The organism is Neorhizobium sp. SHOUNA12A (assembly GCF_023006505.1).
GTDB lineage: Bacteria > Pseudomonadota > Alphaproteobacteria > Rhizobiales > Rhizobiaceae > Neorhizobium.
On record NZ_JALBGV010000065.1, the window covers coordinates 21067 to 34494 of the forward strand.

The 13428-nt window shown below is 61.8% G+C and carries 18 protein-coding genes; 10 read left to right on the plus strand and 8 right to left on the minus strand.

From position 1 onward, the window contains the following. Positions 1–39 precede the first annotated feature (39 nt). A complete protein-coding gene (locus MOV63_RS23715) occupies positions 40–2523 on the minus strand; it encodes a transglycosylase domain-containing protein (RefSeq protein ID WP_247037497.1) in 2484 nt (827 codons plus the stop codon). A gap of 193 nt (positions 2524–2716) precedes the next feature. Between MOV63_RS23715 and MOV63_RS23720 the strand changes: the two genes are divergently transcribed. From MOV63_RS23720 to MOV63_RS23750, 7 genes are all read left to right on the plus strand, one after another. Then, positions 2717–2890: a hypothetical protein gene (locus MOV63_RS23720; protein WP_173426763.1), complete on the plus strand. Its 174-nt coding sequence runs from the start codon at positions 2717–2719 to the stop codon at positions 2888–2890. Between the two features lie 149 nt (positions 2891–3039). Beyond that, a complete protein-coding gene (locus MOV63_RS23725) occupies positions 3040–3222 on the plus strand; it encodes a hypothetical protein (RefSeq protein WP_038547982.1) in 183 nt (60 codons plus the stop codon). A 118-nt stretch (positions 3223–3340) separates the two neighbouring features. After that, positions 3341–3544 (plus strand): hypothetical protein, encoded by a 204-nt coding sequence (locus MOV63_RS23730; protein WP_038547984.1) that lies wholly within the window; start codon positions 3341–3343, stop codon positions 3542–3544. A 132-nt stretch (positions 3545–3676) separates the two neighbouring features. Continuing rightward, complete coding sequence (locus MOV63_RS23735; protein ID WP_247037499.1) at positions 3677–3925, plus strand: hypothetical protein; 249 nt, start codon at positions 3677–3679, stop codon at positions 3923–3925. A gap of 84 nt (positions 3926–4009) precedes the next feature. Further along, complete coding sequence (locus MOV63_RS23740; protein ID WP_038549933.1) at positions 4010–4204, plus strand: hypothetical protein; 195 nt, start codon at positions 4010–4012, stop codon at positions 4202–4204. 292 nt (positions 4205–4496) lie between these two features. Next, on the plus strand, positions 4497–4709 hold the full coding sequence (locus MOV63_RS23745) for a hypothetical protein (protein WP_247037501.1): 213 nt from the start codon (positions 4497–4499) through the stop codon (positions 4707–4709). A gap of 75 nt (positions 4710–4784) precedes the next feature. Continuing rightward, positions 4785–5156 (plus strand): hypothetical protein, encoded by a 372-nt coding sequence (locus MOV63_RS23750; protein ID WP_247037503.1) that lies wholly within the window; start codon positions 4785–4787, stop codon positions 5154–5156. On the opposite strand, the gene MOV63_RS23755 is transcribed toward MOV63_RS23750, so the two are convergent. After that, a complete protein-coding gene (locus tag MOV63_RS23755; protein ID WP_247037505.1) occupies positions 5153–5638 on the minus strand; it encodes a YbaK/EbsC family protein in 486 nt (161 codons plus the stop codon). The two genes, MOV63_RS23750 and MOV63_RS23755, sit on opposite strands and share 4 nt — an antisense overlap. 472 nt (positions 5639–6110) lie before the next feature. On the opposite strand from MOV63_RS23755, the gene MOV63_RS23760 reads away from it, so the two are divergent. Further along, on the plus strand, positions 6111–6320 hold the full coding sequence (locus MOV63_RS23760) for a cold-shock protein (protein WP_007754264.1): 210 nt from the start codon (positions 6111–6113) through the stop codon (positions 6318–6320). Between the two features lie 478 nt (positions 6321–6798). Here MOV63_RS23760 and MOV63_RS23765 read toward each other — a convergent pair whose 3' ends face one another. The 5 genes from MOV63_RS23765 to MOV63_RS23785 form a co-directional block, all read right to left on the minus strand. After that, positions 6799–8187, minus strand: a complete 1389-nt coding sequence (locus tag MOV63_RS23765) for a M20/M25/M40 family metallo-hydrolase (RefSeq protein ID WP_247037507.1) — start codon at positions 8185–8187, stop codon at positions 6799–6801. Positions 8188–8329: 142 nt separating this feature from the next. Continuing rightward, positions 8330–9514: an arsenite efflux MFS transporter ArsK gene (gene arsK, locus MOV63_RS23770; protein ID WP_247037535.1), complete on the minus strand. Its 1185-nt coding sequence runs from the start codon at positions 9512–9514 to the stop codon at positions 8330–8332. 4 nt (positions 9515–9518) lie between these two features. Further along, complete coding sequence (gene arsC, locus MOV63_RS23775; RefSeq protein WP_247037543.1) at positions 9519–9941, minus strand: arsenate reductase (glutaredoxin); 423 nt, start codon at positions 9939–9941, stop codon at positions 9519–9521. Positions 9942–9943: 2 nt separating this feature from the next. Further along, positions 9944–10642 (minus strand): MIP/aquaporin family protein, encoded by a 699-nt coding sequence (locus MOV63_RS23780; protein WP_247037515.1) that lies wholly within the window; start codon positions 10640–10642, stop codon positions 9944–9946. A 5-nt stretch (positions 10643–10647) separates the two neighbouring features. After that, complete coding sequence (locus MOV63_RS23785) at positions 10648–11004, minus strand: helix-turn-helix transcriptional regulator (RefSeq protein WP_038548005.1); 357 nt, start codon at positions 11002–11004, stop codon at positions 10648–10650. A 42-nt stretch (positions 11005–11046) separates the two neighbouring features. Here MOV63_RS23785 and MOV63_RS23790 point away from each other — a divergent pair, with 42 nt between their 5' ends. Continuing rightward, complete coding sequence (locus MOV63_RS23790) at positions 11047–11568, plus strand: DUF6428 family protein (RefSeq protein ID WP_247037516.1); 522 nt, start codon at positions 11047–11049, stop codon at positions 11566–11568. A gap of 31 nt (positions 11569–11599) precedes the next feature. Here the strand turns inward: MOV63_RS23790 and MOV63_RS23795 are convergent, their stop codons facing one another. Then, entirely contained in the window at positions 11600–12031 is a 432-nt protein-coding gene (locus MOV63_RS23795) for a MarR family winged helix-turn-helix transcriptional regulator (protein WP_038548012.1), read from the minus strand. A gap of 413 nt (positions 12032–12444) precedes the next feature. Here MOV63_RS23795 and MOV63_RS23800 point away from each other — a divergent pair. Beyond that, positions 12445–13428, plus strand: a 984-nt coding sequence (locus tag MOV63_RS23800) for a 5'-3' exonuclease H3TH domain-containing protein (protein WP_309500847.1), incomplete at its 3' end; no start/stop codon positions are given.

The following is a 13428-nucleotide window of genomic DNA, read 5'->3' on the forward strand; positions in this document are numbered from 1 at the left end:
CAAAAAGAACAGTTTGCCGAGCAATACTGTGAATACGCTTCACTGCCCCATGATCAGGTCGAAAAGCGTTGTCTGCCGGGGCTGGCCTCTGGAGCCTGCAACGCCCACGTCGCCGGGCGGAACGGGGCCGCCGCCGATCGCTCCCGGGGGCACCGGAGTGGGCGAATCATAAGGGCCGCGATACTGGCGATAATCACGGGCCGGAACGTCGCCGGGCGGTATCACGTCGCTATGGCGGCCGCGGTCGCCATAGACCGGCCGATTGTCATAAATCTGTCTGTTGTCCCTGTTGTCATACCCCTGATTGTCGCCATAGACCGGCCGCACGCGGGCCGGTTCCCGTTCGATCGAGGCGGAATCCTGGGCGGGAGGGCGCGGCGCCGGCGGATAATCGGCGGGGAGTTCGTCCTGGGTTCGGCGGCCACCGGGCAGGATGCCGGAAATGATATCGCCGATCGTCGTCGACGGCGAATCCGGCTGGACTGCGGCAGGGGGCAGATCGAGGCCGCGGCCGGTGCCGAACAGCGGCGTCGGCGTATAACCCTTCATCGCCGACGTCATATATTCCTTCCAGGCTTTTGCGGGCAGCCCGCCGCCGGTTACCTTCTTCATGAAGGCGCCGTCGTCGTTGCCGAACCAGATGCCGGTCGTCATGATGCTGGTATAACCGACGAACAGTGCGTCGCGGAACGACTGGGTGGTGCCCGACTTGCCGGCTGCCTGCCAGCCGTCGATCCTGGCCGCCTTGCCGGTGCCCTCGTTGATGACGCGGTTCATCATGCCGTTCATCGTCGCCGCCACCGGCTCGCTGAGCACGCGCGGCGGGTTGGCATAATCGGCCTCGTAAAGCACCTTGCCGTCCGGATCGGTGATGCGCTTGACGATATGCGGCGTTGCCTTGTAACCGCCGTTCATGAAGGACGCGTAGGCAGACGTCAGCTCGACCAGCGAGACTTCCGAGGTGCCGAGCGCGATCGAAGCATTTGCCTGGATGTCGGAATCGATGCCGAGCCGGTGGGCGAGGCTCACCACCTTGTCCGGGCCGACCTGCATGACGAGTTGCGCGGCGACCGTATTGAGCGACTGCGCGAAGGCCGAGGCGAGCGTTACGGGGCCGCGGTATTTCTCGTCGAAATTCTCCGGCGACCAGTTGCCGATCTTGACCGGCGCATCGTTGACCATCGAGTCCGGCCGGGCGCCGGCTTCAAGTGCCGTGGCATAGACGAAGGGCTTGAAAGCCGAACCCGGCTGGCGTTTCGCCTTGACGGCGCGGTTGAACTGGCTTGTTGCATAATCGCGGCCGCCGACCAGCGCCCGGATCGCGCCGGTCGCATCGACCGAAACGAGGGCCGCCTGCGAGGCGTTGAGCTTGCCGCCTTCCTTCTTCAGAACATCGTTCAGCGATTTTTCGGCGGCGGCTTCGAGGCGCATGTCGAGCGTCGTTTCGATGGTCACGTCGACCTTCGGCTCGCCGATCAGGCTCTTCACCTCGTCTACGACCATGTCGGCGGCATAATGCTGGGCGCCGGTCCAGTAGCTCTTCGCTTTGGCCGGCGGTTGCGACATGGCGGTCTTGAGGTCGCTGTCGGTGACATAGCCCTCTTCGCGCATTGTGCCGAGAACGACCTGGGCGCGGGCTTCCGCAGCTTTCGGGTCCCGCGCCGGCGACAGGCGGGACGGAGCCTTGAGCAGGCCGGCAAGCGTTGCCGCTTCGCCGAGGTTCACGTCGCGGGCGGACTTGTTGAAATACCGCCGCGAGGCGGCCTCCACGCCATAGGCGTTCGAACCGAAGAACACCCGGTTCAGGTACATGGCGAGGATCTGGTCCTTGGTGAACTTGTGCTCCAGCCAGAAGGACAGGAGCACCTCCTGGATCTTGCGTTCGAACGTGCGGTCCGGCGACAGGAACAGGTTCTTGGCGAGCTGCTGGGTAATCGTTGAGCCACCCTGGATCGGCTGGCCGGTCAGGTTGTTGACGAAGGCGCGGGCCAGGCCGAGCGGATCGACGCCGAAATGCGAATAGAAGCGCCGGTCCTCGATGGCGATCACCGCCTGCGGCAGGTAGGGCGACATTTCCTCCAGCGCCAGGGCCTCGCCGCCGGTCGAGCCGCGATTGGCGACGACCGAGCCGTCGACGGCGGTGATCTTCATGTTCGGCGGCCGATCCGGGATAGCCCAGGTGCTGGCGGCGGGCATTCTGGCACCGTAATAGAGCACCAGCCCGCCGACGGCGATGCCGGCCCAGATGCCGAGTACGAAGCACCAGTAGACGAGCCTCCTGAGCGGCGCGAAGAACCCGCCGCCTTCGCGACGCGGTGGAACCTTCCTGTTGCGGGATGGACGGACACGTTCCGGGCGCTCGGAACGCTCGTCGCGATCTTCGCTTTCGGCTTTCGATGGACGTCTGCCAGGCCGGCCGTTGCCCACGATCCGCTCGTCCGCGTCGAGACGTAAATCGCCGCTCGGCCGCGAACCTTCGAAGGATGGTTCAACGCGTTTGTCTGATTTGCCTCTGGCTGCCATGGTGAGCTGGCATACCCCCGTTACACGCCTGTCAAAACAGGCTGTTACTCGATGTCTGATCGCCCAAGCCTTGGCTGGACTTTAAATGCGGCGATTTAAGGAGGGGTAAAGGGCGTGTTTATCCGGGTGATCTTGAACCGCTTGACTTCCATCGCTATTTATGAGAACAAACAGAGAACATGTGGAGGTACTGATGAGCAGAACCGAACAGGTGATCGAACGCGCAATGGCTGCAGTCGCGGCCTCTAGGGCTCTGCGCGAGGCTGAAGCGCAACGCCGCCGCGAGACGTTCCAGAAGATACAGATCGCCAACCAGCGACGCCCGAATATTCCCAAGGGCATCCAGCTGCCGCTGGACCTTCATTGAAAAGCCGTAACGCCCTGGATGGCCGGGCGTTGGCCTATGTTACAAAAGCCCCCCAATACCGCATCCAACCTTAAAAAAATCCGATTCCTGATGGAACAAGGAGGCAAGATCCGCGTTACGACGGATTCCACCTTGGAGGAGGGGAGGATATGCAGAAAGTCGTCGAGGCAGTCGTCCGGAATGGCGACCAGCGTGTCCCGGTCGGGCTGGTCACCGTCAAGCAGGCGCTTGAAATGCCTGAAAGGGGAATGGTGGAGTTCAGCCACCCCGCTTATGAAGCCGGAAAGACTGATATTTTCGTCAATCGCGAAACCCTTTCGAAGCTGATGTAATCGCGGCGGACGGCGAAAAGCCGGCAGTTTGAGACGACCCGAAACGCGAATTCGTGATTTCGGGTTTATGACTCTGCGGGGTATTTTACGCCCGCAACCACAGCGAAAGGAGAATGGCATGAAGACAATTCTCGTCATCGCCGCCGTGCTCGGCCTGTCGTCAACCGCAGCTCTTGCGGAATGCGCCGGCCACAACGTCACGGCTTCCGCCAAGGTGGACAAGGAAGTCACCACGGCAAGCATTGCGGCTCCGAAAATGGATCCGCGCGAGGAAGCTGCCGTGCTGAAGCAGTCCGAAGGACAGGCTAAAGCCACCGAATAATCGTTTTGCCCGCGCCGGCTCCCCGCCGGTGCGGGTTTTCATTTTGCTTCAGATAGAGACCCGCCCTCTCGGATAGATCGAGCAACGGAGCCTCGCGTTCCGCTTGGTGTTGTTTCCGAAAAGGAGACTCTGATGGCTAAAAAACCTCTCGCTGCCGGCTTTACAGGCGACGTCGCCGAAGAGGCAGGCGTTAGCGTTCGTACGAAATCTGCTGTTCATCGTGTCAAGGACGAGGCGGGTATGGTCGGCGCTCATGCCGTCGATCATCCGGCGGCTACCGGTTCGGCAATTGCCGTCGTCGGCCTGCTCGGCTTGGCGGTCGGCTACATGCTCGGCATGTCGTCCGCGTCCCGCGACCGGCGCTGGTATCGCCAGAGGTGAGTGAGGTTTTCCTCAGAATCCTATCCGCTCCTGGAACAGTGGCGGGCCTCAGTCGTTGGTTTCCTGACAAGAAAGGAGACCATCATGCCCAATCGAGACCCTATCCCGACTCCGAGCCCTCAGCCGCGCGGGCCGACGCCGGCGGGCGGAGTTCCCGATCGCACCCAGGAAAAGCCGCCATTGACGCCGGCGCAGGATCCCGGCGACAGCAAGAACCCGCAGGATCCGACGCTTGATCCCGCACTCCTGCCGACCGGCGATCCGGCCGGCATGGCATAACCGGGCCGAACCCTCTGCCCAGCCCGCGGACGCTCGCGACGGACCCGTATAGGTAGTAACCCGTACGGGTCCACCCTTATATTACACCCCTCTATTATTGTTATTGTCAATTTATTAGCCAAGGCTCAAAATCCCCTCTCCTGTGGCTTGCAGACCTTTTTCCCCGGGCGCCGACAAGGCCGGCGCAAGACTGTCGCAATAAAAGGCCGCTGGTAATTTTCTCCGGCCGCCATTGCTGAATGGGGGAGGGGAGTGGTCCGCCGGTCGGGCACCGTATGATCGGGAGGGTTATATGCCTACACAGATGGTTCGAAATCCGGTCAATCCCGAGCAGCTCAGCCTGCTGCAGCAGGTCTTTGACCAGGCTTGTGCCGAACACCAGATCGACAAGGCGAGCCCCGATGCGGAGGCGCTTGCACTCATCCTGGTGAACTCCCTTCAAAAAGGGTCGGACGACAAGCAAAAGCTCGCGGCGCTGGCCGAAGCGCTGGCGAAAAGCCGGTAGCCTCCCGCCTAAAAGAGGAACCTATCAGTTCTTCGACAGTTGAACGGTCTCTCGATCAACTCAAGGAGGCCGGTAATGGCAGAGCCCATCAGAAACCTGAATACACCCGCGAAGTCGGATACGCCCTCTTTCGATCACGAGCCCAGCGAAAACGTCAAGGCCGAGATTGCGACGCTTCGTTCCGAGATCGCCAATCTGCGCGAGATGCTCGCCGAAAAGACCGGCGCTGCCTATGGCCGGGTCGCCGAGCGTGCTGGCAATGCTGCGCATTACGTCCAGAATGAAGCAAGCTCGGTTGCCGGCACCATCCGCGAACACCCTGCCGCCACCACGACACTGTTCACCCTGATCGGTGCCATCGGTTTTGCGATCGGCTATGTGGTGGCCACCGCTTCTGCCGACAGCAAACATGCCTGGTATGACCGCTATCTGAGCAGCCGCCTTTAGGCGACGCTGCCATCCGAAACCGGATCCTGACCGACATCGACCCAGGTCGCTGCGGTCAGGTCCGCCATCCGGTCGGGGCTGATACGCACCGCGGCATTGACGGCGCCGGCCGCGGGCACGACTTCCGGAAACTTTTGAAGCGATATGTCGCAATAGATCGGCATCGGCGAAGGCAGGCCGAACGGGCATACGCCGCCGACCGGATGCCCGGTGATCGCCACGACCTCGTCGCCGCCGAGCATGCGCGGCTTTGCGCCGAACCGATCCCGGAACTTGCGATTGTCGAGACGGCTGGTTCCTGACATGACCACCAGCGCGGTAGTTTCGCCGGCGCGCACGCAGATCGTCTTGGCGATCTGTTCGGGCGCCACGCCGTGCGCGGCAGCGGCAAGCGGTACGGTCGCCGAGCTTTCCTCGGTAATGATGACGTGGATGTCGGGGGCGTTGGCGGCGAAGAAGGCGCGGACGGATTCGAGGCTCATGTCCGCAAAATTGGCGCAGGATCACGCCCGCCGCAAGAAAACAATGAAGCTATGCGAGAATTGCAATGCTGCAGTGCGATATCGTGACTGTTTTTTGAGCTTCGATCCTGTATGTTCAATTCATCGACGGGCGCACTCCTCCTCCCAGCGCCCTTGATGGGACCGACAACACCTCCTCCTCCCAGTTGTTGGTCAGTTTCAGAAACCCGGCGCACCTCCTCCCGCGCCGGGTTTTCTGTTTTATATGCCTTGAAATCGCTGGCGATTTCGCTTTTTAAGGCAAGCCTGAATTTTCCCGATCTTGACCTTTTTGCGCGAAGACCCTATTTGGTTCGCCATCGATATTTGTTTGATAGCCAGCACTATGCGCCTCACGGCGTTTGCGACGATCTCTCTTCAAATACGAAACTTCAACGTTCCAAGCGCTCGAGCGTGGAATAGTCGGTCATATTTGCAAGGGAAAGGCATCGTTATGGCTACCGGTACTGTAAAGTGGTTCAACGCAACCAAGGGCTACGGCTTCATTCAGCCTGACGACGGTTCGCAGGACGTATTCGTTCACATCTCTGCCGTTGAGCGCGCCGGACTCGGCCAGCTCAAGGATGGTCAGAAGATCTCCTACGAACTCGTCAGCGACAAGCGTTCGGGCAAGGTTTCCGCAGACCGCCTCCAGGGCGCATGATCTGCTGAAGACTTCAGGTCTTTAAGATTGCGAAAGGCCGGCTCGTCCGGCCTTTCTGCTTTTGGGAAGCTAGGTTTTATTATCTGGAATAATTCTAAATTGAAGCCCCTTGTAAACGGAAATCCCAGCTCCCATTTAGGGTACAATAGCGTTTCCGACGCACCCGCATGGTCGGGCTCCAAAGAGCTTCAGCGACCATGTGTGTTACGGCAAATACGGGCGACCGTGCCGTCTTGAGGCAGTTTCCATATCCGCGTTAACGGAATGTTTACCTCACCGAGAGACGATGACCGCTAGAGCCGTGGTGATCTGGAAAGGTCGAAAGCGGCCGCGTCGGAAATGCTTGTCCCATTTAGAGTGACCACGGATGTACTGGCACCGGTGAATGGGAGTGGAAAGGTCGGGCTTGCCCGGCCTTTTTGTTTTTAAGGGCCCGACGCGAAGACGCGTCGGGCCTTTTCGGTTTTAAGCGTCAACTTCAGGCAGCCAGCGCCGCGATGATGCGCGCCCAGGAGCGGATGCCCTTGTGGAAGGAGCGCAGGTCGTACTTCTCATTCGGCGAGTGGATGCGGTCGTCGCTGAGGCCGAAACCGACCAGCAGCGATTCCATGCCGAGCGTCTTCTGGAAATCGCCGACGATCGGGATCGAGCCACCGACGCCGACGAGCAGTGCCGGCTTAGGCCACTCTTCCGAAAGCGCAGTCTTCGCCTTGGTGAGCACCGGCGAGTCGTAGCCGAGCTGGATCGCCGGCGAGCCGCCGTGCTTCAGGAATTCCACCGAGCAATCGGCAGGGATTTTCGAGCGCACATAGGCGCGAAAACTTTCGCGGATCTTCTCCGGGTCCTGGCCGCCGACGAGACGGCAGGAGACCTTGGCCGATGCCTTCGAGGCGATGACCGTCTTGAAGCCCTGGCCTTCGTAACCGCCGCTGATGCCGTTGAATTCGCAGGTCGGCCGTGCCCAGATGAGTTCGAGCAGCGATCGGCCCTTCTCGCCGGCCAGTTCCGACAGCCCCACCTCGCCGAGGAAATCGTCGCGCCCGGCGACCAGGCTTGCCCAGGCCGCCTTGATGTTGGATGGCGTCTCCTCGATGCCGTCATAAAAGCCTTCGAGCGTCACGCGGCCGGTATCGTCATGCAGTCCGGCGAGGATCTTCGACAGAATCTGGATCGGGTTTGCGGCTGCACCTCCATACATGCCGGAATGCAGGTCGCGATTGGCGGCGGTGACGATGATTTCCTCGCCCACCAGGCCGCGCAGCGACGCGGTAATCGCCGGCGTATCGGCGTCCCACATGCCGGTATCGCAGACCAGCGCATAATCGGCCTTCAACTCGGCAGCATTGGCATCAAGGAAGGGTTTGAGCGACGGCGAGCCGGATTCTTCCTCGCCTTCGAAGAGAATGGTGACGCGCACCGGCAGCGAGCCATGCACATCCTTATAGGCGCGGCAGGCTTCGACGAAGGTCATCAACTGGCCCTTGTCGTCGGCAACGCCGCGGCCCGTCACCACCTTGCGGCCAGGCCCGAGTTCCTTGACCTTGGGATCGAAGGGATCATCCTCCCAGAGCTCGATCGGATCGATTGGCTGGACGTCGTAATGGCCGTAGAACAACACATGCGACGCGTCGGCGCTGGCGCCCGGATGATGGCCGACAACCATCGGATGGCCGGTCGTATCACGAACCGAGGCCTCGAAGCCGAGATCCTTGAGTTCGGCCACCAGCCACTCGGCAGCCTTGCGGCAATCCGGCTTGAAGGCGGGGTCGGTGGAAATCGACTTGATGCGGACGAGGCCGAACAGGCGCTCGAGGCTTTCGGGAAGATTGCGGTCGGCGCGGTCGAGGACGGAGGAAAGATCGGTCATGGGGAATCCTGTCTTTGAAGTGCGAGACCCTTGAGCCCAGGAGGCGAGAAGCGGCCCATCGTTTCGGATGCCCGACCTTGTTAGCAAGTCCGGGGTGGAAGAGACAATGGCAAAGACGTCCATGGCACGCGGGATGGGCGTCCTAGCCGAAGCGCGTTCCGTTCCGGACGAGCCCATCGATGGCGCGGAAGGCGAGGACGGCAAGAGCGCCAAGCGCCGCCGTGATCGAAAGCGACCAGATAAAACCCAGCCGCTGCATGGAAAGCGCCAGGACGAAGGGGGCAATCGCCGAGACGATCAACCGGGCCGACATCATCTTGCCCTGCAGTTTGCCGTAGCCGTCACTGCCGAACAGCGTCAGCGGAAGGGTACCCGTCACGATGCTCAAAAGTCCGTTACCCATGCCGAAGATGACCGCAAACAGCATCGCTCCGGGTACCGATGGCGCCGTGAGGACAAGAACGACAACGCCGGCCGGCAGCAGCGCCGCCGCAATCAGCGCGAGGCGAAGGGGTTGCAGGTTCCGGCCGAACGTCATGTTGATAAGCCGGCTAAGCACCTGGGAGGGGCCGAACAATGTGCCGACCAGCGCAGCACTCGTGCCGAGACCAAGGCCGGAGAGCAGCGGCACCATATGGACGAGCACGGCGGAGCTCACCAGCGACTGCAGCGAGAACCCGGCGACCATCAGCGTAAAGCCGGTGAACCGCAGGTCGGGCGTCAAAATGCCCTCGGTCCGGGTGGGGAGGGCAGAAGTCGCCGTCTTTCGTCGCGCGGCTCCATGAGACAGCCAGGCATGCAGCGGCAGGCAGACCAGCAGATTGAGCGCCGCAAAGACGAGATAGACGTGCTGCCAGGAGAGATAGGCATGCAGCGCGGCGGTGATCGGCCAGAAGATCGTCGAGGCGAATCCGGCGATCAGGGTGAGATAGGTGATGCTCCGTTGCGCGACCTGTGGCCGAAGTTGCACCAAGAGGGCGAAGGCGGCGCCATATTGTACGAGATTGGCAGCCACCTCGATCGCGATCAGCGCCGCGACAAAGGTGGCCTTGCCGGGCGCCATGGCGCAGGCAACCAATGCGGCCGCGGCCGCGGCAGAGCCGACGGTCATGACGCGACCGGCGCCGATCCGGTCGAACAGCGCGCCGAGCCATGGAGCGCTGAGCCCGCCGATCAGAAGCGCGGCAGAAAGCGCCCCGAAGATCCATTCGCTGGACCACGAGAAATGCGCCGCCATATCCGGTGCAAGGATGCTGAAACTGTAATAGAGGGTGCCATACCCGATGATCTGCGTGACGCCGAGTGCGACGACGGCGGCAACGGGCATGCGTTCAGACAACGCGCTTGCCCTCGGCGTCCAGCACCTGTTCGCCGTCTTCCTTGGCGAACGGACCCTGGTGAGTATCCGGCAGGATATCGAGCACGGCCTCCGACGGTCGCGCCAGGCGCGTGCCCAAGGGCGTGATGACGAATGGGCGGTTGATCAGGATCGGATCCTTCAGCATCGCATCCAGCAACCGATCATCGGAAAGGACTGGATCGTTGAGACCGAACTCCGCATAAGGCGTGCCCTTCTCGCGGATCGCCTGCCGCACGGTGAGACCTGCATCCGCGATCATCCGGACGAGTTCGTCGCGCGTCGGCGGTGTTTTCAGATATTCGATCACGGTCGGCTCGATGCCGGCATTGCGGATCATGGCCAGCGTGTTGCGCGAAGTGCCGCAATCCGGATTGTGATAGATGGTGACGTTCATGGTCATTCTGCGCCCTTCATGTGTCCGAGCGGTTGGGGGAGGGGTTTCGTCTCCGACAGCAGCCAGCCGGCCAGCAGCAGGGCCACGAGGGCGCCGACGATCTCGGCCAGGATGAAGCCGGCAAGATCATCCGGCCGGATTCCGGCAAAGGTATCGGTAAGCGATCGCGCCAGGGCGACGGCCGGATTGGCAAAGGAAGTCGAGGCGGTGAACCAGTAGGCAGCGGTGATATAGAGGCCGACCAGCCACGGGATAGCCTCGGAACGGAACCGGATTCCGGCGAGGATCGTGAGGATGAGGCCGAACGTGGCGACCACCTCGGCGAGCCATTGGCCCGGTCCTGTCCGGACCGTGGCGGACACCTGCAGCAGCGGCAGATCGAACATCGCATGCGCCAGGATAGTTCCCGCGACGCCGCCTGCGAATTGCGCGGCGAGATAGAAGAGCGCCGAGCGGGCATCGATCTCGCGTCTCAAGGCGAACACCATTGTCACTGCCGGATTGAAATGCGCTCCGGAAATCGGCCCGAGCAGGGTGATCAGGACAACGAGAATCGCGCCGGTCGGAAGAGTATTGCCGAGCAGCGAAACCCCCATATCCACTGAGAGCCGGTCGGCCATGATGCCGGAACCGACCACGGTGGCGACCAGCAGGGCGGTGCCGAGGGCTTCGGCCGTCAGTCTGCGGGGTAGGTCGAACATGGCCGTCAGCCCTCCAACGCGGCAGGTGCAGGGGTACAGCAGGCGGCCACCTCGGCGGCTGGCGCGCAGATTTCCGGATGCCCGGCGCAGCAGTCTTCCATCAGGAAGCGGACGAGGCCGCCGAGCGCTTCGTAATTGGCGGAATAGATAATCGAGCGGGATTCCCGCTGCTGGGAGATCAGCCCGGCCCGGTCCAGCTCCTTGAGATGGAAGGAGACGTTCGATGGCGATACATCCAATTGCTCGGCGATCGTGCCGGCCGCCATGCCGGAGGGTCCGGCAACAACCAGCATCCGGACAATCTGCAGGCGGGTATCCTGCGAGAGTGCTCCGAATGACGCGAGGGCTTGACGTTCATCCATATTTCAACAATCCTTGAATAGTTGAAATATGGAGTAGCCGAAATGAACGCGATAGACAAGCCGGTTCTGCAGGACGACATCAGCCTGGGTTTCCTGCTCGACACATTGGCGGGTGCCAGCGACCAGCCGCTGGTGTTTCACTACGATGGCCGGCCGGTAAAGCCGGGCTACCATGTCACCGAGGTCAAGGCGGGACAGTTCTCGGCGCTCGACTGTGGTGCCAACCCGGAGGCCTGGTCGGAAATTTTCGTGCAGCTCTGGGACATCGAGGAAGGCGACCGCACCCATATGACGGCGGACAAGTTTTCGGCGATCATCCGTAAGTTCTCCGAACACGTGAAGATCGAGGGCACCGCCAAATTGACGTTCGAAGTCAGCGACGGGATCCGGCCGATGCAGCTTTATTGCGCTTCGACGCCGGTCCTAAAGGGCGGGGCATTGCATGTGGAACTGGCCGCCCGCCCGGCGAGTTGCAAACCGCGCGACCGCTGGCTGGCGGAGGAAACCCGCAAGGCTGTTTCCTGCTGCGCACCGTCAGCCGGAACCAGCGCCTGCTGCCCCTAACGGCGAGGTCTGACGAAAGGCGCGGCCTCAGTCAAACCTTGCGGGCGTTCTCGACGATCATCCGCATATATTCGATCATCAGCTCGCGCTCGAAGCGGCGGAAGCCTGAAAATAGCGCTGCATCCGCCTCGGAAGCGGCTTCGACGGCCTGGATTTCCAGCTCGCGGCCGAGCGGGGTGAGGGTGATGATCTGCGCTCGCCGGTCGTTCGGATGAGGGGTGCGCTGGATCAGCCCATCGCGCTCCATGCGGGCGAGCGTATTGGCGAGTGTTGCCTGTTCGACTTCCAGCTTGTCGAGGAGCTGCTTCTGTGTGAGCCCGTCTTCCTGCCAGAGTTCGAGCAGGACAGGAAACTGCCCGGGAGAAAAGCCAAGCACCATGGCCCGCTTCTGCAAGGAGCGCGCAAAGCCTTTGGCGAGTTGGCCCGCCAGGTATGTCGCCGAATGCGAGCGGTCGAATCCCATGGCTGGTCTTCATCCCTCCCTGAACGAGCCCGTTTGCGAGCGTTATCTACCAGATATATCGCACGCCATGCTTTCGCCAAGCCTGTGCGAAGATGGGCAAAATGACAAGTCTTTCCTGCAAAAGGGCAATAAAAAACCGCCACGGCAGGGAGGGGACAGCCGTGGCGGTTCTGATGGAGGGACAAAGGCCCGGAGAGGGGGATAGGCCTTTGTCCGGTCTGGGTGCGGCGGGGGACAGGCCGGCTGCCAGACTGCGGCGTGATCAATCGCCGGTAACAAGGAAATGTGGAACCGCGACGGGCTTTTCAAGAGAAAGCATATTACAAATCGGTAACGTTCCGGTGAGGGCGGGAGGCTTCGCGGCAGCGAAGTTTTCGTGGACGGATCAAATGCCCCACGCTATTCCTTGCGCCATGAAAAAAGGCGATCATCTTTTCCTTATCGACGGTTCCGGCTTCATTTTCCGCGCCTTCCACGCGTTGCCGCCGCTCACCCGCAAATCCGACGGCCTGCCGGTCGGCGCCGTCTCCGGCTTCTGCAACATGTTGTGGAAGCTGCTGACCGACGCGCGCGACACCTCGGTCGGCGTGACGCCCAGCCATTTCGCCGTCATTTTCGACTATTCCGCCAGAACCTTCCGCAAGGACCTATACGACGCCTACAAGGCGAACCGTTCGGCGCCGCCGGAAGAGCTGATCCCGCAATTCGGCCTGATCCGCCAGGCGACCCGCGCATTCAACCTGCCCTGCATCGAGACCGAAGGTTTCGAAGCGGACGACATCATCGCGACCTACGCCCGCCAGGCGGAGGCGACCGGCGCCGATGTGACGATCGTCTCGTCCGACAAGGACCTGATGCAGTTGGTGACGCCGAACGTCCATATGTATGACAGCATGAAGGACAAGCAGATCGGCGTTCCCGACGTCATCGAGAAATGGGGCGTGCCGCCGGAGAAGATGATCGACCTGCAGGCGATGGTCGGCGATTCGGTTGACAACGTGCCGGGCATTCCGGGCATCGGCCCGAAGACGGCAGCCCAGCTTCTCGAGGAATTCGGCGATCTCGACACGCTGCTCGCCCGCGCCGGCGAAATCAAGCAGGTGAAGCGCCGCGAAAACATCGTCGCCAATGCCGATCTCGCCCGCCTTTCGCGCCGGCTCGTCTCGCTGCGTCTCGATGTGCCCTTGGACCTTGATCTCGACGCGCTGGTGCTGGAGCCGCAGGACGGCCCGAAACTGGTAGGCTTCCTGAAAACCATGGAATTCGGCACGCTGACGCGCCGCGTCGCCGCTGCCTGCAATTGCGATGCCGATGCCATCGAACCCGCCGTCGTGAACGTCGAATGGGGTCAGGCCGCTCGCGGCCCGGATCTCGATGCCGGCGGTGCGGCAGCGGTC

Excerpts from the sequence above, each read along its gene's own strand:
- MOV63_RS23715 (WP_247037497.1), bottom strand. The coding sequence starts at position 2,523 with ATGGCAGCCAGAGGCAAATCAGACAAACGCGTTGAACCATCCTTCGAA.
- MOV63_RS23720 (WP_173426763.1), top strand. The coding sequence starts at position 2,717 with ATGAGCAGAACCGAACAGGTGATCGAACGCGCAATGGCTGCAGTCGCG.
- MOV63_RS23725 (WP_038547982.1), top strand. The coding sequence starts at position 3,040 with ATGCAGAAAGTCGTCGAGGCAGTCGTCCGGAATGGCGACCAGCGTGTC.
- MOV63_RS23730 (WP_038547984.1), top strand. The coding sequence starts at position 3,341 with ATGAAGACAATTCTCGTCATCGCCGCCGTGCTCGGCCTGTCGTCAACC.
- MOV63_RS23735 (WP_247037499.1), top strand. The coding sequence starts at position 3,677 with ATGGCTAAAAAACCTCTCGCTGCCGGCTTTACAGGCGACGTCGCCGAA.
- MOV63_RS23740 (WP_038549933.1), top strand. The coding sequence starts at position 4,010 with ATGCCCAATCGAGACCCTATCCCGACTCCGAGCCCTCAGCCGCGCGGG.
- MOV63_RS23745 (WP_247037501.1), top strand. The coding sequence starts at position 4,497 with ATGCCTACACAGATGGTTCGAAATCCGGTCAATCCCGAGCAGCTCAGC.
- MOV63_RS23750 (WP_247037503.1), top strand. The coding sequence starts at position 4,785 with ATGGCAGAGCCCATCAGAAACCTGAATACACCCGCGAAGTCGGATACG.
- MOV63_RS23755 (WP_247037505.1), bottom strand. The coding sequence starts at position 5,638 with ATGAGCCTCGAATCCGTCCGCGCCTTCTTCGCCGCCAACGCCCCCGAC.
- MOV63_RS23760 (WP_007754264.1), top strand. The coding sequence starts at position 6,111 with ATGGCTACCGGTACTGTAAAGTGGTTCAACGCAACCAAGGGCTACGGC.
- MOV63_RS23765 (WP_247037507.1), bottom strand. The coding sequence starts at position 8,187 with ATGACCGATCTTTCCTCCGTCCTCGACCGCGCCGACCGCAATCTTCCC.
- arsK (WP_247037535.1), bottom strand. The coding sequence starts at position 9,514 with ATGCCCGTTGCCGCCGTCGTCGCACTCGGCGTCACGCAGATCATCGGG.
- arsC (WP_247037543.1), bottom strand. The coding sequence starts at position 9,941 with ATGAACGTCACCATCTATCACAATCCGGATTGCGGCACTTCGCGCAAC.
- MOV63_RS23780 (WP_247037515.1), bottom strand. The coding sequence starts at position 10,642 with ATGTTCGACCTACCCCGCAGACTGACGGCCGAAGCCCTCGGCACCGCC.
- MOV63_RS23785 (WP_038548005.1), bottom strand. The coding sequence starts at position 11,004 with ATGGATGAACGTCAAGCCCTCGCGTCATTCGGAGCACTCTCGCAGGAT.
- MOV63_RS23790 (WP_247037516.1), top strand. The coding sequence starts at position 11,047 with ATGAACGCGATAGACAAGCCGGTTCTGCAGGACGACATCAGCCTGGGT.
- MOV63_RS23795 (WP_038548012.1), bottom strand. The coding sequence starts at position 12,031 with ATGGGATTCGACCGCTCGCATTCGGCGACATACCTGGCGGGCCAACTC.